The 21,321-nt window shown below is 29.8% G+C and carries 24 protein-coding genes and 1 pseudogene; 6 read left to right on the top strand and 19 right to left on the bottom strand.

The features are described 5' to 3' along the window. Positions 1 to 148 (top strand): annotated as a pseudogene (locus tag ACTTBL_RS01115) (peroxiredoxin); the annotation flags it as partial. Positions 149 to 195: 47 nt separating this feature from the next. Here ACTTBL_RS01115 and ACTTBL_RS01110 read toward each other — a convergent pair. The 8 genes from ACTTBL_RS01110 to ACTTBL_RS01075 all read right to left on the bottom strand — a co-directional run bounded on the left by ACTTBL_RS01110 (position 196) and on the right by ACTTBL_RS01075 (position 8,555). Then, positions 196 to 1,488, bottom strand: coding sequence for an ammonium transporter (locus tag ACTTBL_RS01110; RefSeq protein WP_440643238.1), 1,293 nt, complete (start codon positions 1,486 to 1,488; stop codon positions 196 to 198). Positions 1,489 to 1,718: 230 nt separating this feature from the next. Further along, the gene (locus tag ACTTBL_RS01105) at positions 1,719 to 3,020 is read right to left on the bottom strand and encodes an ammonium transporter (RefSeq protein ID WP_440643237.1); all 1,302 of its coding nucleotides are present in this window, start codon (positions 3,018 to 3,020) and stop codon (positions 1,719 to 1,721) included. 145 nt (positions 3,021 to 3,165) lie between these two features. Continuing rightward, positions 3,166 to 3,441, bottom strand: a complete 276-nt coding sequence (locus tag ACTTBL_RS01100) for an HU family DNA-binding protein (protein WP_023853992.1) — start codon at positions 3,439 to 3,441, stop codon at positions 3,166 to 3,168. Positions 3,442 to 3,598: 157 nt separating this feature from the next. Continuing rightward, complete coding sequence (rseP, locus tag ACTTBL_RS01095; protein WP_440643236.1) at positions 3,599 to 4,711, bottom strand: RIP metalloprotease RseP; 1,113 nt, start codon at positions 4,709 to 4,711, stop codon at positions 3,599 to 3,601. Positions 4,712 to 4,869: 158 nt separating this feature from the next. Continuing rightward, positions 4,870 to 6,087, bottom strand: coding sequence for a Coenzyme F420 hydrogenase/dehydrogenase, beta subunit C-terminal domain (locus ACTTBL_RS01090; RefSeq protein ID WP_440643235.1), 1,218 nt, complete (start codon positions 6,085 to 6,087; stop codon positions 4,870 to 4,872). Continuing rightward, a complete protein-coding gene (locus tag ACTTBL_RS01085; protein WP_440643234.1) occupies positions 6,087 to 6,818 on the bottom strand; it encodes a class II aldolase/adducin family protein in 732 nt (243 codons plus the stop codon). Before ACTTBL_RS01085 ends, ACTTBL_RS01090 begins: the two co-directional genes overlap by 1 nt. Next, the gene (locus ACTTBL_RS01080) at positions 6,815 to 7,711 is read right to left on the bottom strand and encodes an NAD(P)-dependent oxidoreductase (protein WP_440643233.1); all 897 of its coding nucleotides are present in this window, start codon (positions 7,709 to 7,711) and stop codon (positions 6,815 to 6,817) included. The genes ACTTBL_RS01085 and ACTTBL_RS01080 overlap by 4 nt, the downstream gene beginning before the upstream one ends. A 1-nt stretch (position 7,712) precedes the next feature. After that, positions 7,713 to 8,555: a HalD/BesD family halogenase gene (locus tag ACTTBL_RS01075; protein ID WP_440643232.1), complete on the bottom strand. Its 843-nt coding sequence runs from the start codon at positions 8,553 to 8,555 to the stop codon at positions 7,713 to 7,715. Positions 8,556 to 8,828: 273 nt separating this feature from the next. Here ACTTBL_RS01075 and ACTTBL_RS01070 point away from each other — a divergent pair, with 273 nt between their 5' ends. Continuing rightward, a complete protein-coding gene (locus ACTTBL_RS01070) occupies positions 8,829 to 9,314 on the top strand; it encodes a YajQ family cyclic di-GMP-binding protein (RefSeq protein WP_440643231.1) in 486 nt (161 codons plus the stop codon). Here ACTTBL_RS01070 and ACTTBL_RS01065 read toward each other — a convergent pair whose 3' ends face one another. From ACTTBL_RS01065 to ACTTBL_RS01045, 5 genes are read right to left on the bottom strand one after another with little or no spacing between them, the layout of a single operon-like run. Continuing rightward, positions 9,315 to 9,935: an SOS response-associated peptidase gene (locus tag ACTTBL_RS01065; protein WP_440643230.1), complete on the bottom strand. Its 621-nt coding sequence runs from the start codon at positions 9,933 to 9,935 to the stop codon at positions 9,315 to 9,317. Next, a complete protein-coding gene (locus ACTTBL_RS01060) occupies positions 9,935 to 10,483 on the bottom strand; it encodes a tetratricopeptide repeat protein (protein ID WP_440643229.1) in 549 nt (182 codons plus the stop codon). The genes ACTTBL_RS01065 and ACTTBL_RS01060 overlap by 1 nt, the downstream gene beginning before the upstream one ends. A 40-nt stretch (positions 10,484 to 10,523) precedes the next feature. Then, positions 10,524 to 10,976 carry a hypothetical protein gene (locus ACTTBL_RS01055; RefSeq protein WP_440643228.1) on the bottom strand — a complete coding sequence of 151 codons (453 nt, stop codon included), beginning with the start codon at positions 10,974 to 10,976 and terminating at the stop codon, positions 10,524 to 10,526. 9 nt (positions 10,977 to 10,985) lie between these two features. Continuing rightward, positions 10,986 to 11,675, bottom strand: a complete 690-nt coding sequence (locus ACTTBL_RS01050; RefSeq protein ID WP_075504774.1) for an ion transporter — start codon at positions 11,673 to 11,675, stop codon at positions 10,986 to 10,988. Next, complete coding sequence (locus tag ACTTBL_RS01045; RefSeq protein WP_440643227.1) at positions 11,676 to 12,287, bottom strand: arylesterase; 612 nt, start codon at positions 12,285 to 12,287, stop codon at positions 11,676 to 11,678. Here ACTTBL_RS01045 and ACTTBL_RS01040 point away from each other — a divergent pair. Both ACTTBL_RS01040 and ACTTBL_RS01035 read left to right on the top strand, forming a co-directional pair. Continuing rightward, positions 12,286 to 12,951 carry an ABC transporter ATP-binding protein gene (locus ACTTBL_RS01040; protein WP_440643226.1) on the top strand — a complete coding sequence of 222 codons (666 nt, stop codon included), beginning with the start codon at positions 12,286 to 12,288 and terminating at the stop codon, positions 12,949 to 12,951. The genes ACTTBL_RS01045 and ACTTBL_RS01040 overlap by 2 nt on opposite strands. Next, entirely contained in the window at positions 12,935 to 15,469 is a 2,535-nt protein-coding gene (locus tag ACTTBL_RS01035) for an ABC transporter permease (protein WP_440643225.1), read from the top strand. The genes ACTTBL_RS01040 and ACTTBL_RS01035 overlap by 17 nt, the downstream gene beginning before the upstream one ends. Here the strand turns inward: ACTTBL_RS01035 and ACTTBL_RS01030 are convergent, their stop codons facing one another. From ACTTBL_RS01030 to ACTTBL_RS01005, 6 genes are all read right to left on the bottom strand, one after another. Then, positions 15,470 to 15,883, bottom strand: coding sequence for a carbonic anhydrase (locus ACTTBL_RS01030; RefSeq protein ID WP_440643224.1), 414 nt, complete (start codon positions 15,881 to 15,883; stop codon positions 15,470 to 15,472). After that, a complete protein-coding gene (locus ACTTBL_RS01025) occupies positions 15,883 to 16,449 on the bottom strand; it encodes an SOUL family heme-binding protein (RefSeq protein WP_440643223.1) in 567 nt (188 codons plus the stop codon). Before ACTTBL_RS01025 ends, ACTTBL_RS01030 begins: the two co-directional genes overlap by 1 nt. A gap of 2 nt (positions 16,450 to 16,451) precedes the next feature. After that, positions 16,452 to 17,006, bottom strand: coding sequence for a hypothetical protein (locus ACTTBL_RS01020; RefSeq protein ID WP_440643222.1), 555 nt, complete (start codon positions 17,004 to 17,006; stop codon positions 16,452 to 16,454). A gap of 50 nt (positions 17,007 to 17,056) precedes the next feature. Next, a complete protein-coding gene (locus ACTTBL_RS01015; protein ID WP_023854004.1) occupies positions 17,057 to 17,803 on the bottom strand; it encodes a sulfite exporter TauE/SafE family protein in 747 nt (248 codons plus the stop codon). Next, on the bottom strand, positions 17,794 to 18,063 hold the full coding sequence (locus ACTTBL_RS01010; RefSeq protein ID WP_440643221.1) for a GNAT family N-acetyltransferase: 270 nt from the start codon (positions 18,061 to 18,063) through the stop codon (positions 17,794 to 17,796). The genes ACTTBL_RS01015 and ACTTBL_RS01010 overlap by 10 nt, the downstream gene beginning before the upstream one ends. Positions 18,064 to 18,235: 172 nt before the next feature. Beyond that, on the bottom strand, positions 18,236 to 19,783 hold the full coding sequence (locus tag ACTTBL_RS01005; protein WP_440643220.1) for a helix-turn-helix domain-containing protein: 1,548 nt from the start codon (positions 19,781 to 19,783) through the stop codon (positions 18,236 to 18,238). Between ACTTBL_RS01005 and ACTTBL_RS01000 the strand changes: the two genes are divergently transcribed. Next, the gene (locus ACTTBL_RS01000; RefSeq protein WP_023854007.1) at positions 19,782 to 19,943 is read left to right on the top strand and encodes a hypothetical protein; all 162 of its coding nucleotides are present in this window, start codon (positions 19,782 to 19,784) and stop codon (positions 19,941 to 19,943) included. The two genes, ACTTBL_RS01005 and ACTTBL_RS01000, sit on opposite strands and share 2 nt — an antisense overlap. A gap of 51 nt (positions 19,944 to 19,994) precedes the next feature. Continuing rightward, the gene (aceA, locus tag ACTTBL_RS00995; protein WP_440643219.1) at positions 19,995 to 21,269 is read left to right on the top strand and encodes an isocitrate lyase; all 1,275 of its coding nucleotides are present in this window, start codon (positions 19,995 to 19,997) and stop codon (positions 21,267 to 21,269) included. Positions 21,270 to 21,321 lie beyond the last annotated feature (52 nt).

Below are 21,321 nucleotides of genomic sequence, written 5' to 3'. Positions count from 1 at the left end.
AATCATGGGACGGGAGTTTATGGGTATAGTTAGAACTACTTTTTTAATCGATAAAAAAGGTAAAATAATCAAAATTTGGAATAATGTTAAAGTAAAAGACCACGCTAAAGAAGTATTAGAAACTCTTCAAAATATTGTTAAAAAATAAAAAAGGCCCCTTATTTCTAAGGAGCCTTTAATATATAGAGAGATATTTTAGTCTCTTATTGCGTAAGCTTTAACTCCAACTTCCGCAACATCAGTTCCAAGTTTTTCAGCTTGAGCACTAATTCTAAGACCAATAGTTTGTTTAAGAACTCTAAAAGTAATGTAAGAAAGTATGAAGCTAAACAAACATACAGCAATTACACCAGTTAATTGAGTTCCAAAATTTGTATCTGGGTTACTTATTGGAACAACTAAAGTTCCAAATATACCTGCAAACATATGCACAGGAATTGCACCTACTACATCATCGATTTTTTTACTTTCTAAAAATTTTGTACCAAAGTACATAATCAATGATCCAATAGCTCCAATTACAATTGCTAATACAGGACTTGGAGTTAAAGGTTCAGCTGTGATTGCAACTAATCCAGCTAATGCACCATTTAACATCATAACGATATCAGTTTTTCCACCAAGCAATCTTGTTACAACTGCTGCAGCAACTGTACCAGCGGCACCTGCTAAATGAGTGTTGACTGCAATTTTACTAATTGCATTAACATCATCAAAAGTTCCCATAGCTAATTGGCTAAAGCCATTAAAACCAAACCAACCAAACCAAAGTAAAAATGTTCCAAGTGTTACTAATGGAATTGAAGATGCAGCAAACGGTACTAAAGATTTAGTTTCACCTGATTTTGAGAATCTTCCTTCTCTTGCACCTAAAACTATAACACCCGCTAACGCAGCGGCACCACCACACGCATGAACTAAAGTTGATCCAGCAAAGTCAGAAAAGCCTGAAGTTGCTAACCAACCTCCACCCCACTGCCAACCCATTGAAATTGGATAAATTACTCCAGCCATGATTGCAGCAAAGATAAAAAAAGGCCAAATTTTAATTCTTTCAGCTACAGCTCCTGAAACTATAGAAGCAGTTGCACATACAAACATTGTTTGAAAGAACCAGTCTGAATAATCTGAATAACCAGTAGCTAATTCAGAAGAATCGCTCCACATTGAAAAAGATCCAATAAAACCACCTTCTGGAATACCGTAAGCTAAATTATAACCACATAGAAAAAATATTAATGAACAAATTGCAAATTTACCAATATTTTTGGCTGCAATTGTTGATACACTTTTTGTTGTTACTAATCCACTTTCAAGCATACAGAAACCTGCAGCCATAAAAGCAACTAATACACCACCAAGATAAAATCCAAGTGAGTTAAAAATATATTGTCCTTCAGCTGACATTGTTGTTTCTGCTGAAGCAAAATTTGATAAGCTTAATAAAGATATTAAACTTATAATAAAAGTTTTTAGAATTTGAGTCATTATCTCTCCTTGTTAAGAAGTGTCTTTTATAAAAATTTTTGAAATAAAGAATTGCTTATAAGGCAAACGAGTTATGCTATTTAAACATGTATAAAATAAAAAGGCCCCATTTCTGGGGCCTTTAGTTAACTAACTAGAGAGAGAGATTTTAGTTAATTTTTTTTTACAGAGGCTCTTCAATGAGATAACGACATGGAGATCGAAGAGCCTCTATATTGCATTGCATGCAATTAGTCACGTATTGCGTATGCTATTACTCCTGTTTCTGTAACGTCAGTACCTTTGGTTTCAGCTTCTTTACTTAATCTAATTCCAAACGTAGCTTTCATTATTGACCAGATTACATAGGACACAGCAAACACAAAAATGTTAATTGAAAGTACACCAATTAATTGTGCACTAAACGATGCATCAGCATTTGTTAATGGCACCGCAAGTGTTCCCCAAATACCAGCAAATAAGTGAGCTGGAATTGCACCTACAACGTCGTCAAGTTTAAAGCTAAATAATAATTTAGTTCCAAACACTACGATTAATCCACCAACTGCTCCAATTAAAATTGCAGCGAATGGTGATGGTGCTAAAGGTTCAGCAGTGATAGCTACTAGACCACCAATTGCTCCGTTTAACATTTGAATAACATCTGTTTTACCATACATTAATCTTGTAATGATACCAGCGGCCATTACTCCACCACAGGCTGCAAGATTTGTATTGATAAATATTGATGAGATCGCAACTGCATCATCAAAAGTTCCTAATGCTAATTGTGAACCACCATTAAATCCAAACCAACCTAACCACAGGATAAACACACCTATTGTTACTAATGGGATTGAAGATGCAGCAAAAGGTGCTAAAGCTTTTGGCTGACCTTTACTGTCAAATCTTCCACTTCTAGCACCTAACAACATGATACCTGCTAAAGCAGCAGCACCACCTGTTGAGTGTACTAAAGTTGAACCAGCAAAATCTGAGAAGCCTAGTTCTGCTAACCAGCCTCCACCCCACTGCCAACCCATTACGATTGGATAAATAATTCCAGCTAAAATAGCTGCGAATAAAAAGAACGGCCATAACTTGATTCTTTCAGCCATAGCACCTGAGCAAATTGAAACTGTTGTTGCACAGAATACCATTTGGAAGAACCAATCAGATCCATCTGAATATCCAGTGTCAATTGCACTCGCATCTGACCATGGAACAAATGATCCAATATATCCGCCTTCAGGAATACCATAAGCTAGATTGTAACCAACTAGCCAAAACATAATTCCAGCAATTGCATAAAGACCAATGTTCTTTGCACAAATTACTGAAACACTTTTTGAAGTTACCATTCCAGATTCTAACATTGCAAAACCTGCTGCCATAAACATGACAAGGAAACCACAAATTAAAAATAGTAGAGTATTAAATATAAACCCCACTTCAGCAGAAACTGTTGTCTCTGCCATACCTGCGCTACTCATGTTTAGTAAAAATACCAAACTAAGAAGCGGTGCAGATATTCTCTTTATTATTTTAGTCATAAGACCTCCACTTGTTAAAGTGGTGGTTTATAAATTTAATAAATTTAAAAACTAACGCTGATTAGGAAAATTGGCTATGCAGTTTTTGCATATAGTAACAGCCCTGAACGTGTTTTGAAAACGTTAGGGCTGTTAAAAAAAAATATTATCTGTTGAATACTTCTTTTAAAGCTTTAGCTGGTAAGAATTTTACCTTTTGAGAAGCAGCAATTTGAATCTGCTCACCCGTTCTAGGGTTTCTTCCAACTCTTGCTTTTCTCTTAGCAACTTTATACGTACCAAATCCAGCAATTTTTACTGAATCATCACCTTTTAGAGCATCTAAAATAGTGTTGGTAATTGTATCAAAAGTTCGCTCAGCATCTGCTTTGCTCAAATTTAATGAGCCAGAAAGCTTAGCAATTAGTTGTTTTTTGTTCATTTTAGCTCCGGTTTTGTTGGTTAATATTTATACTTGCCATAAACGTTGATAAATCAAGCTTTTTTTTAGTGTTTAGTTTTTTTAAACACACAATATCTTGTAGAAACTTAAATAAACGTTGGATTTGTTGACTTTTTTAAACTTTTTAGAATGTGAATTATCTAAATAAACCTAGGTCTTTTAGATCATTAAATGTGGTGAAAAACATTAATGATAGCAACAAAAACAATCCGATTCGAAAAAAACCTTCTTGAGTTTTTTGAGATAAAGGTCGGCCTAAAACTTTCTCAAATGCATAAAACATCAGATGTCCTCCATCCAACATTGGTATTGGAAATAGATTAATAAGTCCTAAACTTATTGAAATATAAGCCATCATGCTAATGAAAGCCAACACTCCAAAGGTTGCTACTTGTCCTGATATCTTTGCAATTCTAATTGGGCCTCCTAATTGAGAAGTATCTGCTTTACCTAAAATCATTCCTCCGATGTATTTTAATGAGGAAACGCTTACAAAATAAACTTCATAACCTGCATGATATAAAGCCTGAGCAGGTCCTAATTTAACATGATTAACTTTATTATTATAAGCCCCAAGCTTAATACCAACCATTCTTTTGTTTATTTTGTTTCCCAATCCATCATCACCTTCAACTATATTGGGTTTAACTTTTAGTATTAATTCATCATAAGAACGCTTAACTTTAAAATCTATAAAATCACCAGTAGACATGGTGATAAATTTAGAAACCTCCATAATGCTTTTAACTTCATTACCGTCTATTTCTAAAATTATATCCTCAGCTTTCAACCCACCTACCATTGCTGGACTATCTTTTTGGACTTCATTAATGACTGCAGGAGTAAAATCTTTACCTACAAAGGTATAAATTGAAAAAAATATTACTAAAGCTAGTAAAAAATTAGCTAATGGACCACCAAATACAATTAAAACTCTCTGGTATAAAGGTTTTAAAATAAATAATTTCTCTCGTTCTTCTTCGTTATATTTTTCTAAAATTTCTTGATGGTCAGCTTGTGAATAAACATTTCTATCTCCAAAAAATTTTACATATCCACCTAAAGGAATTGCGCAAATTTTCCATCTTGTTCCAAATTTATCGTTCCAACCAAATAATTCTTTACCAAACCCAATTGAAAAATCAGTTACACCTACACCATATTTTCTTGCAAAATAATAATGTCCATATTCATGAATAAATACAACAACAAGAATTAAAATTAAAAAAGGTATTATATAACTAAGCATATTTTAAATTTTAAATGAATATTAAATGGTTCACAACCCTACATTCTGTTACTTTTTGTCTTTAAATTTGTAATATAAAGAAAACAAAATAAGACCAATCAGTACAATACCTACTAAAATCCTTAAATATTGATTAAAAAATATATCTATAAACTCAATCATTTTTTATTTAATCTTTGACTAACCCCTTTTTCCTGTTGTTTGTTATATTCAACATTATTTAATTTGTATAATTCTTCTATTCTAAGGTTTTTAGTTGTAATTGTCGTCACATTATTATTTTTCATTCCTAAGTGTCTTGCATAAACTGCTTGTTTTTTACTGGTTTGATGAGGTTGAAAATCTTTAATATCTTCAATGGTTACTTTATCTCCTTTAACAAGGTATCCACTTTCTACTGCTTCATTAAAAACTTTAACTCCCTTTTTGGTTCGCATCACTGCAGCATTAAAACCTTCATCTTCTCCTTTAGGTGAACCACCCCTCCACGTATCTAGTGCCGCAATATCTGAACTTTCTCCAATAGCATCGGGGCATATTTTACATCTAAATGGAACTTTCCAATTACTTTCATCACCCCAAAAAGAATTATAATCTTTATCAAACTCTCTTTGATCTTTTGTTTTAATATACATTCTTCCAGGGTTACCAAATCCTCTATATCTAAATTCTTCTAACTCTTGTTCTTTGACATTAAAACTATCAATAAATTCTTGTGATTTAGTAAGTTCTTGAAAACCTCCACAAACAAGAGTGAATATATATTTACAATACTGATCAACTCTTTTATCTGATTTAGCGAGTAATTTGATAGCTCCTGCATCACAGGGTTTGCCAACAAAAGCGAAGGTTTGTTTTTTATCTAAAGCTTTATGAAATTCACTTAAAGGTGAGGATGGACCATATCTTGATCTACTTTCACAGTTAATTAAGTCCTCTTTATTATAACTATATTTTACAATGTTTCGCATAGGGTTATCTTTGTCCCCTGCTGTATGCATAATAAAGTCAACTTTCTTTTTTTCTAATAAATATAAAGACAAACCATTTAACAAACCTCCTGTAGAACTTTGAAATCTAATCTTTGGATCTGTGGACCATGAATAATATAAATCAAAATAATTTCCCCAAACCAAGTCTTTATTGGATCCTTCATTTTCCTCATGATCTTCAGGTCCTTCGGCAATCACTCCAGGACAAACTTTTTTAATTTTCTCTAAAGTTTCATTTGTAATTGGTGTTAATTCTTTAGGTTCTAAATTACCTTTGTCACTCATCTCCATTTCAAGAGAATTACCTGCAATACTTTTACAAAGACCACAGCCAATACAAAGGCCATTCTTTACAATATCATCTAAAGAATTAATTTTCGTCATTACTCTTTATAAGATGGGTCTTTTGCATCACATCTTCTAAGTAATGCTGGCCACTCGTTTAAACCTGGAGAAAATAAATCATATTGTTTTTGAGATAATTTCCACATTTCTTCTGTTGCTCTTTCAAGAGGTAAACCTGATGCAGTTGCTTGTACTGCAACTTCACACATTCTAATTGCATAATACATATTCATAAAAGCTTCTCCTGCCGTTGTACCAACAGTAAGGAGACCATGATTTTTCATAATCAAAACCTTATTATCTCCCATGTTTTCAGCAATTCTTACTCTCTCGTCATTATTAATCGATAGTCCTTCCCACTCATGGTAACCAACTTTTCCATAAAGCATTGAACTATCTTGAACTAAATGAGGAATACCATCTTTCAACGCCGTTGCAGCTAAAGCTGAAGGAGGATGTGCATGAAAGACAAATTTTGCATCAGGATGATTTAGATGAATAGCACTATGAATAATAAAACCTGCAGTATTAGCTTTTTCAGGTCCTTCTAAAACTTTACCATGTTCATCTACTTTAATTAGGTTTGATGCTTTTACTTCTTCATATAACAACCCCATCTCATGCATAAAAAAAGTATGATCCGTTCCTGGTGCTCTTGCAGTTATATGGTTCCAAACCGTATCGTCCCAACCCATCATATTGGTTAATCTAAACATGGCTGCAAGATCTACTCTTACTTTCCAATCTGCTTCACTTATATTATTTTTCATCGTCCCTCCTTTGAAAAAGTTAATTTATTATTTTGTTCTAAAATTTTAATCACTTTTAAGTGATTAGAATTCGGTCCGTATTTTTTAATTGCTTTGTTATAAATTTTTGAAGTTAAGTTCATGATTGGTAGTTTTAGTTTTTGAAGTTTAATGATTTCATTAGCAAGATTTAAATCTTTGATTGATAAACCTAAAAAGAATGATGGGTCATAATCTCCATTAATCATATTTGGGCCATATCTTGTTGAAGTGTAGCCTCCACTTGCGCTTTTATCGATTATCTCTAACATTTTTTTTGGTTTAATGCCTGACTTTACTCCAAGCATCAACGACTCTGATAATGATAAATAATTTAAATAACAAAGGCTAACTTGTGCAATTTTAGCAGCATAACCAGCACCTGGTTTATTTAGATAATAGATGTTTTTACCCAGTATATTAAAGACAAACTTAAGCTTATTAACTGTCTTTTTATTACCTCCAATAAATATTGACAAGTCTCCTGACTGAGCCTTTAAATTTCCACCTGATATCGTTGCATCAACAAATTGATTTATTTTTTTACTTAACTTTTGTTTTAAAAGATTAAAGCAAGTTAAAGAATTGGTAGAACAATCAATCCAAATTTTATTTTTAACTAATTGATCAATGATTTTACCTTTACCAATTGATAATAATTTAATTTGTTTTGGTCCAGGAACGCAGGTAACAATAACATCAGAAAACTTGATTAATTCATCTAATGAGCTTGTTGCTTTTCCTTTTTTAGATTTAAATTCTTTTAAAGATTTAGGACTTACGTCATAACCCAATAAATCTATTCTTTTAGATTTATGTAAGTTTAATGCCATCGGCATACCCATATTTCCTAAACCAATAAAACCTATATTCATATCAATCCATTAACCCATCTACCTCAACATTATTTCTCTCATAATGAATTGGAAGTGCTTTACCGTAAACTTGTTTAGAATGTTCAGGTTTATTTACTCTGTAACTATCTTTTACATATGTTGGTAATGCAATGTAACGAGAAGTATTCCCTTCTATTTTTGTTACTCTGTGCATAGAAAATCTTCCTTTAAATATTTGAAGATCACCTGGCTGAAGGTCTAATGATTTAACTTTGTCTCTTGAACCTCGAAGAACTTTAGTAACCTCATCAAAGTTTTCATTTTCAACACTTCTTAAATCTGGTGAGTATTCAAACAATCCGCCCTTTTCAGCTTTTTGAACTAAAATACTTAATGTAAATTCATTTCCATCAAAGTGCCAAGGAAAGTAATGATCCTTATGCATGATACTATATGGATTTTTTCCTAAAGGATCCGACCATCTATAAAGAGGAAAAACTCCTAAACTATCTGAAACAAATTTTAGCATTTCTTCAGACTCGTAAATTTTATTTAAATCAGATTGCTCTTCTAAATCATCTGAATTGATGTATCCGCTTTCTCGAAATGAAAAAACTCTTTTTGGATGATCTTTAGATAAATTTTCATCATCTTTTGAAAAGTAAGGGTTATGATGATCTTTAGTCCAATGAGTTTTAGGAAGATTTCTTTCAACTTCTTCCTTCATTCTTTTCAAAGATTCGCTAAGTACAAATTTTGGAAGTACACAGCATCCGTCTTTATCAAGTAGCTTTCTATTTTTAACAATTAAATCTTTATACTCTCTAGATCCTGTCTGATCAATTGGGTAATCTCTTAAGTTTACAATATTTTTTATTTCCATAATTCTCCTTTAATTAAAATTAATTTTTTTAATAAAGAAGTGATTACAATTTCGTGGGCGTTGAAGAAATTATATGATTTTTACAGTCTATTTTTTGAAGTAATAAATTAAATAGATTAGATGATAACTTCGTACTCAAGCCAACTCTAGCTAGTCTATGACAATGAGTAAAAAGGTTAAGATTCATAATCAAACGGTATTATATTTTCTACTCCAGGTAAACAAATTTTAGTTATAAAATAATCGAAAATTACATTATTATAGAGAGAAATAATGCCGTCATTTGATGTAATAAGCAAAATTAATTATCAAGAATTTGATAATGCTTTAGCTAATTGTTTAAGAGAAATTAGTAACCGTTATGATTTTAAGGGACTTCATATTTCAATTGAACGAAAAGATAAAACGGTGACTACCATTGCCCCTGATGAATTAAAATTAAAGCAAGTAAACGAATTGTTACAAACACATTTAGTTAGAAGAAAAGTAGATCCAAGGGTTTTAGAAGTTAAAAGTTCTGAAGGAGCCTCAGGAGGATCGATTAGACAAGTCAGTGAATTAAAAGAAGGTATTAGCCAAGAAAATGCTAAAAAAGTTATTGCTGACATTAAAAAAGTTAAACTTAAAATTCAAATTAAAATCCAAGGCGATGAATTAAGAGTAGATGGCAAAAAGAAAGATGATCTTCAAGAAGCTATCGCTGCAATCAAAGGAATTGATATAGGTCTTCCAATTGATTTTGTTAATTTTAGAGATTAATTAAACTTTTTGAATTAAAGAAGCGCTGTTATTTGTAGGTTTATTAACATCTTTTGATACTTCATGAAAAATTAAATTAGGAATTTTACGTTCTTTTAAAAACGCTGAACCTTGTAATTCTAAATTTAAATAACGATTAATATCAGCTTGATTTAAAATAACTGGTTGTCTGTGATGAATTTCATTTATATTTTCTTTTGCTTCCTCTGTAATTAAACAAAACTGATCATTTTCAAATATACCGGCAAAAAAAATAGGATTTGTGTCTTCACGAGTAAAATAATGTGGAGTTTTTTCTTTATCTTCCCTTTTCCATTCATAAAAACCATCTGCAACTGCAACACATCGATTGTTTTTTATCAATTTTTTAAATGAAACCTTTTCATCAATAGTCTCTAACCTTGCATTAATTAAAGCTTTAAAATCTTTATCTTTAGCCCATCCTGGAACTAAACCCCATTGTAGATTTTCTAAAGTATTTCCATTTTTATATTTTTTTATGACAGGCAGTTTTTGATATGGATGAGCATTATAGTTTTCAGTATCTTCAACCTGAATTGCAGATTTTACTAATTTATTTGTTTTTGTTACGGGGTTTTTTACTACGTATCTTCCACACATTATATTGTTTGCTGTTTCATTAATTCTTCAATTTGCTTAATCATTATTTTTGGTGATCTCATAGCAGGGTAAATTTCTTGCGCTTGTTCGTAACTTCTTATCGCTTTTTCATAATTTTTTAGCTGAATATTTACTAAACCCTGCCCTGCTAAAGCTCCAAAGTGTCTTTGTTCTAAGGCTAATACTTGATCTATATCATTTTGAGATTTTTCAAATTCTCCTAGCATATAAAGCACAGTTGCTCTTTTATTCCAAGCTTCAGCCCAACTTTGATCTAGATTAATAACCTCAGTAAAAATATCTTTTGCTTTTATATAGTTTTGATCTCTCACAAATTTAGAGCCCTCTTCTAATCTTGCGGTAAGTTTTTCATCTGTTGGATGGGTGCTCCACAAGGCCCAAATTTCTTGTTCAATTATAAAAGCTACTTTTGATTTATTTGCTTTTAACTCATTAAATAATTGGTTCAGTCTAGTATCTCTTTCGTTTGCTAATGAGCTAACTTGTGAAAATAAATAAAACAAAACTATAAAGAGTAGCTTCTTCATAATTAAATATTATCAAATATTAGAATTAGAGTCTTCGGTCTTAAGTGTCTTTATTGTTATTTTTACAACTATAAAAAGAAATGTCTTTTTCTTTTTCCTCTTGTTTTATATTGGTTGTAATTTCATGAATAAGTTCGCCTGTTTTTTTTGTAAAAACTGCAGATTCTGAGTAATTTCTCTCCTCATCAAATGCTTGGATTAAAACAATATCTTTATTGGAAATTTTAACTTCTAAGTCAATTTTATCAATAAATTTAGATAAATTTTTTACGTTTAAAGTATTAGGAGTTTTAGACTCTATTATTAACTTATTAATATCTGCTCTATTCACTTGTTCATTAGAAAATGTTTCAAAATTGTGATTTGGGTTTTTTAAAATTACTTTTTCAAACTTACACTTAAGATTTAAATCTGAGTTAATGGTTACGTTCGTATTTTGAGCGTTTGCAAAATTAAAGCAAAAAAAGCTTAAAACTAGAATTAGTTTTTTCATAAATTGGTCTTATAGTTTTTTCTGATTGATTACTACATCAACTAATATCGCAATTAGTAAATTAAGCATTGTTATTCCACATATTATTATAAAGCTGAAAAAATAAATCCAAGCCCACCAGTAAATATCTTGCAATGGTAGCATTACCTGTTCCCAACTTGAGAGTGTTAAAACTTGAAATAATGTGATCATTGCAACACCAACATCATTCCATCTTTCTGGAATATCAGTGCTGAACAAAATGGACCCTATAGTTGCGTAAATATAAAGAATGATAAATAACAATAATCCAACATAAAACACTCTTTTGACTGATGTAAGCAGTGCTTCAATTATTTTTTTTAATTCAGGGACAACTGAAATAATTCTCAACACTCTAAATACTCTGAGCAATCTTAGAAGTAAGAAGCTTGAATTATTAGGGATTGGGATTAAAGAAATTAAAACAATTAAAGTATCAAATACATTCCATCCACTTTTAAAAAAATCTAACTTTTTAGGCTCTCCTACAAACCGAATAATAATTTCAATGACAAAAAATATAGTAATAGAATAATCTAAGTAATTAATTGCTTGTTTGGTAAATTCACTTAAATCGTATGTATTAACTCCAATAGTTATTGCATTTAAAATAATAATTGAAATTACAATAAACTGAAAAATTCTACTTTCTTTGAGATTATATAAAAATTTATTCATTTAATTTAAAATACTAATAATACTTTTTTTAATAGTTTCACTTACTTTAATTGTTCCTTCTTTATTTGGATGAATCCCATCTTGCTGATTTAAGCTTGGGTTTAATGCTACTCCTTCAAGAAGAAATGGGATTAATGCTAAATTATACTTTTTTGATAACTTTGGATAAATAGCATCAAACTCTTTTTTATATTTTTCCCCATGAGTATCTGGCGCTACCATTCCAGCTAAAATAATTTTAATTTTTTTATTCTGAGCAACTTTTATTATTTGTTCTAAATTTCTTTCTGTTTCCTCTGGTTGAATTCCTCTAAGCATATCATTAGCTCCTAATCCTAAAATAATTAAATCAATACCTGGCTCTGATAAACTCCAATCTGCTCTATTCAATCCACCTGATGATGTGCTTCCAGAAACACTTCCATTAATGACTTTAATATTTAACCCAGCTTGCTTAAGATTGTTTTCTAAAACTATTGATAAATGATGTTCTTTAGGCAATCCATAACCAGCCATCAAACTATCACCAAATAAAACTACCTTTTCTATTGCACTTGCGTTTATGTGCACTAGAAAGATTATTAAAATTTTTATAAATATAGTTTTACTCATGAGTACTCTTCTTAAATTAAAAAAAATAAATCTCAAATACCAAACTGGAAAAGATAGTATCAGTGTTTTAAGGAATATTGATTTAAATATTAAGAAAAAAGAAACTGTTTCAGTAGTTGGAGAAAGTGGCTCAGGGAAAACAAGTTTAATAATGTTAATTGGAGGCTTAGAAAAACCAACCTCTGGTAAAATTATTTTTCAAGATCAAGAAATAACTAGTTTAAATGAAGATGAAGTTTCAGAGATTAGAAAGAAAAATATTGGAATTATATTTCAATCCTTCTATTTAATTCCAAATTACACAGCAGTTGAAAACGTTGCTTTAACACTAGAATTAAATAATTTTAAAAATCCTGAGAGTGAGGCAAAAAATTTATTAGATCGTTTTGGTTTGAAACATCGTTTTAATAATTTACCAAGTCAATTGTCAGGTGGTGAACAGCAAAGAGTTGCTATTGCTAGAGCAATTGCAATGAAACCAGAACTAATCTTAGCTGATGAACCTACAGGAAACTTGGACACTGAAAACTCATTAATGATTTCAGATATTTTATTTAAATATGTAAAAGAGGAAGGATCTTCCTTAATCATGGTAACGCACGATCCAAAACTTGCAAACAAAGCAAAAAGAAAAATCAAAATAAAAGATGGAAAAATTAAATAATCGATCTGAATTTAGTTTGATTTTTAAATATGCTTTAAAGGATTTAAGCAGAAATTATCATAAAATTTCTAGTATCATTGTTACGCTATTTATAAGTCTTTTTATCTTAAGTGCTATTTTCACAATTGAAGATAGTCTTAAAAAAGAACTTAATGATAATGCCAAAGCACTTTTAGGTGGAGATTTAGAAATTGATTACAATCGTAATCAAAGAAATTTAGATCTAGTTAACAAAGTGAAAGAATTTGCAACAGTTTCTCAAATGATTGAGTTCAGCACTATGCTTTCAACTACTGGCAGAGAAAAAAATAAATCATTATTTACTAGAATTAAAACTGTGGATGAAAAATATCCTTTATATGGAAATGTTGTTTATGAACCAATGGGTGCTTATGAAAGAATGCAAAGAGAACCTAATACTATCCTGATCAATGAAAGTTTATCAAAAACTCTAAATATTAAAATTAATGAAATCGTAAAAGTTCAAGATCAAAATTTTACAGTAATTGGAATTATTAAATCAGTACCAGATGTAAGTGGATTTGTTGCATTTGGCGATTGGGCTTTAGCAGGAAAACAAACTTTAGAAATTTTAAAACTAAATGGAATTGGAAGCTTTTTAAACTATGAATATAAAGTAAAGTTTAATGACAATGATAAGCCTGAAGAAATTGAACAACGGATTGAAGAAATATTTAAAGACGATCAAAAAGTTAAACTTAGATATCCTGAAAATTCTGCAAGTGGTATAAAGAGAATTATTAATAATTTTTCTCAATTTTTATCACTTGTATCTATCAGTGCAATGTTGATAGCAGGTATTGGAATAGCAAATACTTTGCTTTCTTTTATTAATCAAAACAATATGTCGATAGCTGTACGAAAAGCAGTTGGCTTTTACTCAGGTAATATTAAAACTCTATATTATCTGCAGTTATTTATACTTTTATTTATTATCACTGTTGTTGCTTATGGGTTGAGTTTTTTAATTGTACCAATAGCAGATAAATATTTATCCGATGGATTAGGATTGAATGTTTATCCAGTGTTTTCTTTACTAAATTTTTTAAAAATATTTTTAGTAGGTTTGTTAGTTTTGGTAATTTTTTCTATCCCAACAATCAGTTCTATTGATCAAGTAAAAGCGTCTAATTTATTTAGAAACGTATTTCAAAATCTTCAATTTTATTATTCTAAAAGATCAGTTGTTCTAAGCTTTGTTTTATTATCTATCTTAATTTTGTTATTCACGATTGGATCTGAACAGCCTTCTTATAGCTTGGGCTACTTTGCTGCTTTTTTTGTGTGTTTAATTGTATTTTTCTTACTTTCAAAATTAATCATTTTTTTCCTAAAAAAATTCAAATCTAGTTCAATAATTTCTTTAAAAGTTTCAATTAAAAATATTACCCAAACAAAAAGTATAACTCCCATTACAGTTATGTCTCTTGGCTTAGGGGTTACTTTATTATTAACATTAGCTTTAGTTGGTACAAATTTTCAAAGAGAAATAGCTAAATCTATTCCTGATATTGCACCTGATTATTTCTTTGTCGGTATTCAAAAAGGAGAAAGAGAGAAATTTGAGCAAGGTATTTTAAATATGGATCCAAATGCATCTATTGAAATTGTGCCAATGGTATCCTCTGGAATTGTAAAAATTAATGGTGTAGATCCTAACACCTATATTAGACCAGATAATGATAGTTACTGGGTAATTGGTAGCGAACGAAGATCATCATGGGTAGAAAATGTACCTGAAGACAATCCAATTTTACAAGGTGAATGGTGGGATTTATCAAACCCAGATCAACTTCAAATATCTTTAGATGCAAAAGTTGCTAAAGATTTAAATATCCAGTTAGGTGATATTTTTACTTTAAATGTTTATGGGCGTGAAATTGATGGAAAAGTAATTAATTTTAGAGAGGTGGATTATCGAGATTTAAGCATCAACTTTGCAATGTTATTTAATCCTCAATTTGCAAAAAATATTCCACACGAATATTTGGCTACTGCAAAATTTAATTCAAATAAATTTGATGAAACTGAAATGCTTGAAATCATGCCAAGTTTATCAATGATAAAAATTGCAGATTATTTATCTAAAGTTACAGCTGTTTTGAATAAAGTATTTATTGCAGTTACTTTAATTTCAGCAGTTACTATTGTTATTGGTTTAATTGTAATTTCGAGCGCAATTATGGTTCAAGGAAAAGTAAAAGAATATCAAAATTTAGTATTTAAAATTTTAGGTTTTTCAAAAAAACAAATTGTTTTTTCATCGTTAATTGAATTCATTATTATTTTTAAATCTGTAATTTTAATTGCAATACTCTTTGCGGTGATTGGTTCAAAATTTATTATGGAAAATATTTTTGAGCTAGTTTGGATGTTTGACTTTAAAGTTTTAATTTATTTAGGATTTTCAATCGGCTTTGTTACTTTAATTTTAATATTGCTAACAAACTTAAAATATCTAAATCCTAAAGTTTATCCTCTTATAAGAAATCAATAATTAGAATTTAGTAATTTTACTATCCAAAGAAATTAGATTTAATTCTACTTTCAATTTTGGAAATCTTTTTTTTATTTGTTTTTTAATTTTAGAAAACGACTCTTTATGAATTTTTTTTTCATTTACTGGACTAAATTCTTTATTTCCATTAGCAATTTTAGCTGCGCCACAATCTTTATGATTAATGACAATTAATTTTTCTATTTTATGTAATTGAATAGAGGTTCCTAAATTGTCATAAAACGTTTTATGCCATTTTTTGAATTTATTATGTGTCACACCAACAGCTGCACCTGCAATTGTGAATGCACTGTATTTTCCTGTTAATTTTTTTTTCTTTAAATGATTATGTACTAGATGTTGAAATCTTGGATCCATACAAGATAACACCATTGCTTTAAATTTTGATTTCATCAATTTAATTCAACTTTAAACATAGCCTCGTTTCTTCTATTCATTGGAAGGGTAAATGGGCTATCATAAGTTGCTCTAATTGGTGGGCTTATAATTGATATATTGTTTTTTTGTAACTCTTTTTCTAAAATTTCTTTATGCTTAAGGAAGTTTCCATCTGATGCTCGTCCAGAATACCTCAGTACTGCGTAGTATCCTCCTTCAATGTTAACTATTTTAACATCTTCCCTGCTTGGATTTGGTACATTTTCTGAGTTAAATTTAGAGGGTAAATAAAATTGCATACTCATATTTCCATTTTTCTCAACCTGTGTAACTGGAGTTGTCATTTTAATTTTCTCTTGAGTATCATTTCTGCCTGAAATGTAATTAAACAATTTTCTAAAATTACTATCTATTCCAGATGTCATTGTTTCTACCGCTAAACGATCAGAATATTTTCTAATCTCATAAACCTCATTTTTAGAGATAACTTCATAATTTGCATCTTCGTAAGCCATAACCGTAGAATAAGGTAAAACAAATAAAGTACAAAATACTATAAGATAAAGTTTAATAATTTTCATTGTTACATAACTTTATATTCAAAATTTTGTGTAGTTTCATTAATTTGAATTAATTTAGCGCCATTTCTCTCATGAAAATTAGTTGCCATTTCTGTTAAAGGTGAAAGTGTCACTAATCTATTTAAATGATTAGATTTTTTAATTTTTTTAAACACTTCTTTTACAATTAACTTTCCTCCACCCTTTTTTTTTGACCATACTGTATAAGCAATTGCTATTTGACCACCAGCTTGATCTCTCATTGCTGTTTGTAGAAATGCATCAGTGCTTAATTTTTCTAACTCTTCAACACTTTTAGGAATTTTGTTTGTATAAGCAAAACACATAACAGCATGAATTTCTCCTTTATATTCAACTCCAAAAATTTTCCTTCCATATCCTGTTCTAAACTTATTATCTAACTCTGGTCTTACAGGATCTTCATCTGTATTGCATTCTTTAAGCTCAACAAGTTTTGCACCTTTAACCCAACTAAAAAAGTTATCGATATTTTTACTTAAGACTTGTCGATTTTTTCTTAATCTAGCTTTAATTCTTGGATTAAATTTTTTTTTCATAATTTAAATAAACTTAAACATTTATTTAAAATTTAGTATGTGTAAAAAAATCATATTAGATAATCATATAAAAGTTTTGAGCTAGTTACGAAAATAAGAGCATATATAAAATTATAAAATAATTTTTCTTCAATAATTTTAAGTAATTTGTATCCAATCAATATTCCTAATAATGCAACTGGAAATAATATTGCTGAATGTTTAAAAGATTCTAAATTTGTCATAGACAAATTAATATACAAAGGAAGTTTAATTAAATTTACAAAAGTGAAAAAAAATATTCTTGTACCAACATAGATTTCTTTTTTCATTCTAAGTGGAAGTAAGTAAAGACTCGTTGGAGTTCCTCCAGCATGGACACAAAAACTTGTAAAACCTGCAACCACTGAACATGTTCCGCCTTTTAAAAAATTTTTTTCTGATTTTTTTTCTTTGTCTTTTTTAAAAAAGAAATAATGACCTGCAAACAAGAAACCCATTACTCCAATTATAAATTTTAACAAATCTTCTGAAAAATATGAAAAAGTTAAAGATCCAATAATTATACCAATAGCTGCAAATGGAACCATTAATTTCAAAGTTCCTAAATCAAATTCTTTTCTATATTTATAAACAGCAATAAAATCTGAAAAAATTAGAATTGGTAAAATAATTCCTAAAGCTTGATTTAGTGGCATCACTATAGTCATTAACGGGACGGAAATTAAAGTCATGGAGCCACCTAGGCCTGATTTTGCAATTCCGTATAAAATTATGGCTGGAACAACTGTGAAAAAAAATAATAAGTTTATTTCCATTTATTTAATGATTTTAATAATTTCGATCCTAAAGGGCTAATTGGTTCCTGAAGTATTATTTCTTTTCCAGTTTTTTGTTTTACTAATTGTAATAGTTTAGTTGCTAACCCTTGTTTTCTAAAAATTGGATTAACAAAAATATACTCTACCTCACCTTTTTCATTAAATCTAACAAAGCCTATAGTTGTATTTTCGTTTTTAAAGGTAAAAACTCCCTCAGTTTCTTCAATTTTGAAATTTGAAACTTCCAGATTGTTCATAAATCCTAGTAATTTAGGAGTAAAAGGATAACTGCGATTGCAGCAATAATGGAGCTAACAACAATATAATTAAGCTTAATATTGAATTTTTTTTCTACGAACTCAGTAATTTTTTCCCAGAATAATACTATTAAAAAAATAATTATAGCTGGAAGTATATATTTAATCATAATTAGGCTTTATCATCGCTGACATAAACCGAAACACCTCTTGTATTTAAGTCAACATCAAATTTTTTATGTAATGGGGGGAATGCTCTTTGTGAACAATCTAATCTGTCACAGGTTCTACAAGAAACTCCAATTGGTATTTCAGTAGATTTATCATTAATATTCATATTCTCAGTATAAACAAAATCTTTAGCATACTTCGCTTCACAACCTAAACCAATCGATAAAACGTTTTTAGATTGACCAAATCGTCCAATTCCTTTTTCTACAGTTTTTGCAATACAAACATATTTTTGACCATTGTTCATTTTACTTACAGCAGTGTGTAAAACCCCTGGGGTTGTAAATGCTGAATAGACATTCCATCGTGGACAAGCACCACCATATCTTGGAATATCTATACCTGATAAAGAGAATCTTTTAGAAATATTACCTGCCATATCAACTCTTAAAAAATGAAATGGGATACCAGGTAGTTTTGGATCTTGAAGACAAGTTACTCTATGAGCTACTTGTTCAAAAGATGTTGCAAAAGTATTTTGAAGTAATTCTAAATCATATTTAAGTTTCTTACACTCAGAATGAAATAATTTATAGGGCATTAAGATAGCAGCACCACAATAATTTAATAAAGCAACTTTAGTAAGTTTTTTTGACTCCTCAGTTGGAAAACTAAATTTTGATAAATAATATTCAACATCTTCAATTGCACCTTCTTGAGCAATTTGAGAGGCGGCATGTAATTTTTTTGTTTCAATCGAACTATAATCACTCAATAAAAGTTCTTTTTTATTTTTATTATAAATTTTTGAAAAAGGTTTGCTTTCCTCTGGTATAACATCTTTAACTGTAATTGAATATTCAGATTTTAAATAATCACATAGCACCAAATATCTTGTACGATTATTTTTTTTAATTTTATCAAATACTTTGTTTGCAAATTCCTCTAGCTTAGGAAAGTAATTTTTATTTTCTTGAAAAAAATCAACAACAACTTCGCCAGGAAAGGAATTTTTTCTATTATCAACAATTTTTCCAGAGATTTTTTCAATCTTATTAATTAGTTCGTGATCTTTTTTTTTTAAAATATCCCCAAGTCTTACTATTGCTTTTCCAATTTTTGGATTGGTACTAACTAAATCTTTTACTTCAGGTCCTAAAATATCTAAATCCTCAAACAAACTATCATCTAAAATTTCAGAAATTGTATTTTGAAGATTAATATCTGTTTTTGATGTAAGATCTGATAATTGAATATTTAATTTTTCACATAAGTTTAATAGTAAATCGCCATCAATTTTTCTTTTTCCACTTTCAATAAGATTTAAATAACTTGGAGAAATATTTAGTTCTTCTGCTAACTTGTTAGCTTGAAGACCAAGCTGTCTTCTAAAAGACTTGATTTTAGGACCTATTTTTAAATCTATTTGACTCATATTTACTATTTGTAAATTTTGTAAATTTATTTTTACAACATTTTTTCCATATTTACAAAGCTTTTTAACGTTTTTTATAGATTTTGTAAATTTTGTAAAATATATAATTTGCATGGATAAAAATTTAAAAAACACAGAAAATGAAGCTCAAATCATTAAAAAAGAGGACTTAGATCAGCACAACAGTAGAGGAATCTACATGAGAGATGATCATTGTGATTGGGGTTCAAGTGGAATGAGTGAGCTAATCAAAGCCTTAGACGATAGCAACTAATTCATTCTTCTTATTCAATTTTCTAAATTAAAACACAAAGGAAACTAAAAAATGAGTGCAGAAAAAATCTCATACGACTTAAAAAGATTTGCTGGAATAAAAAGAGACTATACGGAAGAAGAAGTTGAAAGATTAAGAGGCTCAATTAAAATTGAGTATTCTTTGTGTAAAAACCAATCTCAAAAACTTTGGAAATTATTAAATTCTGAGCCATACGTGAATACGCTCGGCTCTTTGTCAGGTAATCAAGCAGTTCAACATGCAAAAGCTGGTTTAAAAGCAATTTATTTAAGCGGATGGCAAGTTGCTGCTGATGCTAATACGGCTGGTGAAATGTACCCAGATCAATCTCTATATCCTTATGACAGTGCACCAAAATTAGTTGAGTCTATGAATAATTCTTTAATAAGAGCTGATCAAATTCAACATATGGAAATGCAAGACGGTGATATGAAAAAAGAGAATAGAACAGATTATATGTTACCTATTATTGCTGATGGTGAAGCTGGATTTGGTGGTCCATTAAATGTATTTGAATTAACTAAAAAATTTATAAGAGCAGGTGCTGCAGGTGTACACTTTGAAGATCAGCTAGCTAGTGAAAAAAAATGTGGTCATATGGGTGGTAAAGTTTTGGTACCAACAGGAACAATGGTAAAAAATCTTAAAGCTGCAAGATTAGCTGCTGATATTGCAGAAGTTCCATTAATTATTTTAGCAAGAACTGATGCGAATGCTGCAAAACTAATTACGAATGATTTTGATGAAAATGATAAACCATTTTTAACAGGTGAAAGATCTCCTGAAGGTTTTCATTATGTAAAAGATGGAATTGAACAGGCTATCTCTAGAGGTTTAGCTTATGCACCTTATGCTGATTTAATTTGGTGTGAAACAGCAACGCCTAATTTAGCAGAAGCTAAAAAGTTTGCTGATGCAATACATGAAAAATTTCCTGGAAAGCTTTTAGCTTATAATTGTTCGCCTTCTTTTAATTGGAAAAAACATTTAAGCGATGATGAAATTGCTTCATTCCAACAAGAGATTGCAAAAATGGGTTATAAATTTCAATTTATTACTCTTGCTGGTTTTCATACTCAAAATATTGCAATCTTTGAGCTTGCTGAAAAATATAGAAAAGAAGGTATGGCTGCATACTCAAGAATTCAACAACAAGAATTTGCTCGAGAAAAAGATGGTTATACTAGCGTTAAACACCAAAGAGAAGTTGGTACATCTTATTTTGATGCAGTTTCAAATACTATCAGTAGCGGTCAAAGCTCAACTACAGCAATGGCTGGATCTACAGAGTCAGAACAGTTTTAAAAAATAACTTCCCTCTCCATTTTTTTAGTAGCCCTTAACAGGGCTATTTTTT

This window comes from Candidatus Pelagibacter sp. HIMB123, assembly GCF_052048195.1.
Taxonomy (GTDB): Bacteria; Pseudomonadota; Alphaproteobacteria; order Pelagibacterales; family Pelagibacteraceae; genus Pelagibacter.
The sequence above is the reverse complement of the archived record's forward strand: the minus strand, read 5'-3'. Positions and strand labels throughout refer to the sequence as shown.

What these genes read in the sequence shown, in the direction of transcription:
- ACTTBL_RS01060 (WP_440643229.1), bottom strand. Translation starts at nt 10,483, where the DNA reads ATGAAGAAGCTACTCTTTATAGTTTTGTTTTATTTATTTTCACAAGTT.
- ACTTBL_RS01075 (WP_440643232.1), bottom strand. Translation starts at nt 8,555, where the DNA reads ATGGAAATAAAAAATATTGTAAACTTAAGAGATTACCCAATTGATCAG.
- ACTTBL_RS01055 (WP_440643228.1), bottom strand. Translation starts at nt 10,976, where the DNA reads ATGAAAAAACTAATTCTAGTTTTAAGCTTTTTTTGCTTTAATTTTGCA.
- ACTTBL_RS01085 (WP_440643234.1), bottom strand. Translation starts at nt 6,818, where the DNA reads ATGAAAAATAATATAAGTGAAGCAGATTGGAAAGTAAGAGTAGATCTT.
- ACTTBL_RS01065 (WP_440643230.1), bottom strand. Translation starts at nt 9,935, where the DNA reads ATGTGTGGAAGATACGTAGTAAAAAACCCCGTAACAAAAACAAATAAA.
- ACTTBL_RS01020 (WP_440643222.1), bottom strand. Translation starts at nt 17,006, where the DNA reads ATGAAAAAAAAATTTAATCCAAGAATTAAAGCTAGATTAAGAAAAAAT.
- rseP (WP_440643236.1), bottom strand. Translation starts at nt 4,711, where the DNA reads ATGCTTAGTTATATAATACCTTTTTTAATTTTAATTCTTGTTGTTGTA.
- ACTTBL_RS01025 (WP_440643223.1), bottom strand. Translation starts at nt 16,449, where the DNA reads ATGAAAATTATTAAACTTTATCTTATAGTATTTTGTACTTTATTTGTT.
- ACTTBL_RS01045 (WP_440643227.1), bottom strand. Translation starts at nt 12,287, where the DNA reads ATGAGTAAAACTATATTTATAAAAATTTTAATAATCTTTCTAGTGCAC.
- ACTTBL_RS01080 (WP_440643233.1), bottom strand. Translation starts at nt 7,711, where the DNA reads ATGAATATAGGTTTTATTGGTTTAGGAAATATGGGTATGCCGATGGCA.
- ACTTBL_RS01035 (WP_440643225.1), top strand. Translation starts at nt 12,935, where the DNA reads ATGGAAAAATTAAATAATCGATCTGAATTTAGTTTGATTTTTAAATAT.
- ACTTBL_RS01050 (WP_075504774.1), bottom strand. Translation starts at nt 11,675, where the DNA reads ATGAATAAATTTTTATATAATCTCAAAGAAAGTAGAATTTTTCAGTTT.
- ACTTBL_RS01030 (WP_440643224.1), bottom strand. Translation starts at nt 15,883, where the DNA reads ATGAAATCAAAATTTAAAGCAATGGTGTTATCTTGTATGGATCCAAGA.
- ACTTBL_RS01040 (WP_440643226.1), top strand. Translation starts at nt 12,286, where the DNA reads ATGAGTACTCTTCTTAAATTAAAAAAAATAAATCTCAAATACCAAACT.
- ACTTBL_RS01110 (WP_440643238.1), bottom strand. Translation starts at nt 1,488, where the DNA reads ATGACTCAAATTCTAAAAACTTTTATTATAAGTTTAATATCTTTATTA.
- ACTTBL_RS01005 (WP_440643220.1), bottom strand. Translation starts at nt 19,783, where the DNA reads ATGCAAATTATATATTTTACAAAATTTACAAAATCTATAAAAAACGTT.
- ACTTBL_RS01015 (WP_023854004.1), bottom strand. Translation starts at nt 17,803, where the DNA reads ATGGAAATAAACTTATTATTTTTTTTCACAGTTGTTCCAGCCATAATT.
- ACTTBL_RS01100 (WP_023853992.1), bottom strand. Translation starts at nt 3,441, where the DNA reads ATGAACAAAAAACAACTAATTGCTAAGCTTTCTGGCTCATTAAATTTG.
- ACTTBL_RS01000 (WP_023854007.1), top strand. Translation starts at nt 19,782, where the DNA reads ATGGATAAAAATTTAAAAAACACAGAAAATGAAGCTCAAATCATTAAA.
- aceA (WP_440643219.1), top strand. Translation starts at nt 19,995, where the DNA reads ATGAGTGCAGAAAAAATCTCATACGACTTAAAAAGATTTGCTGGAATA.
- ACTTBL_RS01090 (WP_440643235.1), bottom strand. Translation starts at nt 6,087, where the DNA reads ATGACGAAAATTAATTCTTTAGATGATATTGTAAAGAATGGCCTTTGT.
- ACTTBL_RS01010 (WP_440643221.1), bottom strand. Translation starts at nt 18,063, where the DNA reads ATGAACAATCTGGAAGTTTCAAATTTCAAAATTGAAGAAACTGAGGGA.
- ACTTBL_RS01070 (WP_440643231.1), top strand. Translation starts at nt 8,829, where the DNA reads ATGCCGTCATTTGATGTAATAAGCAAAATTAATTATCAAGAATTTGAT.
- ACTTBL_RS01105 (WP_440643237.1), bottom strand. Translation starts at nt 3,020, where the DNA reads ATGACTAAAATAATAAAGAGAATATCTGCACCGCTTCTTAGTTTGGTA.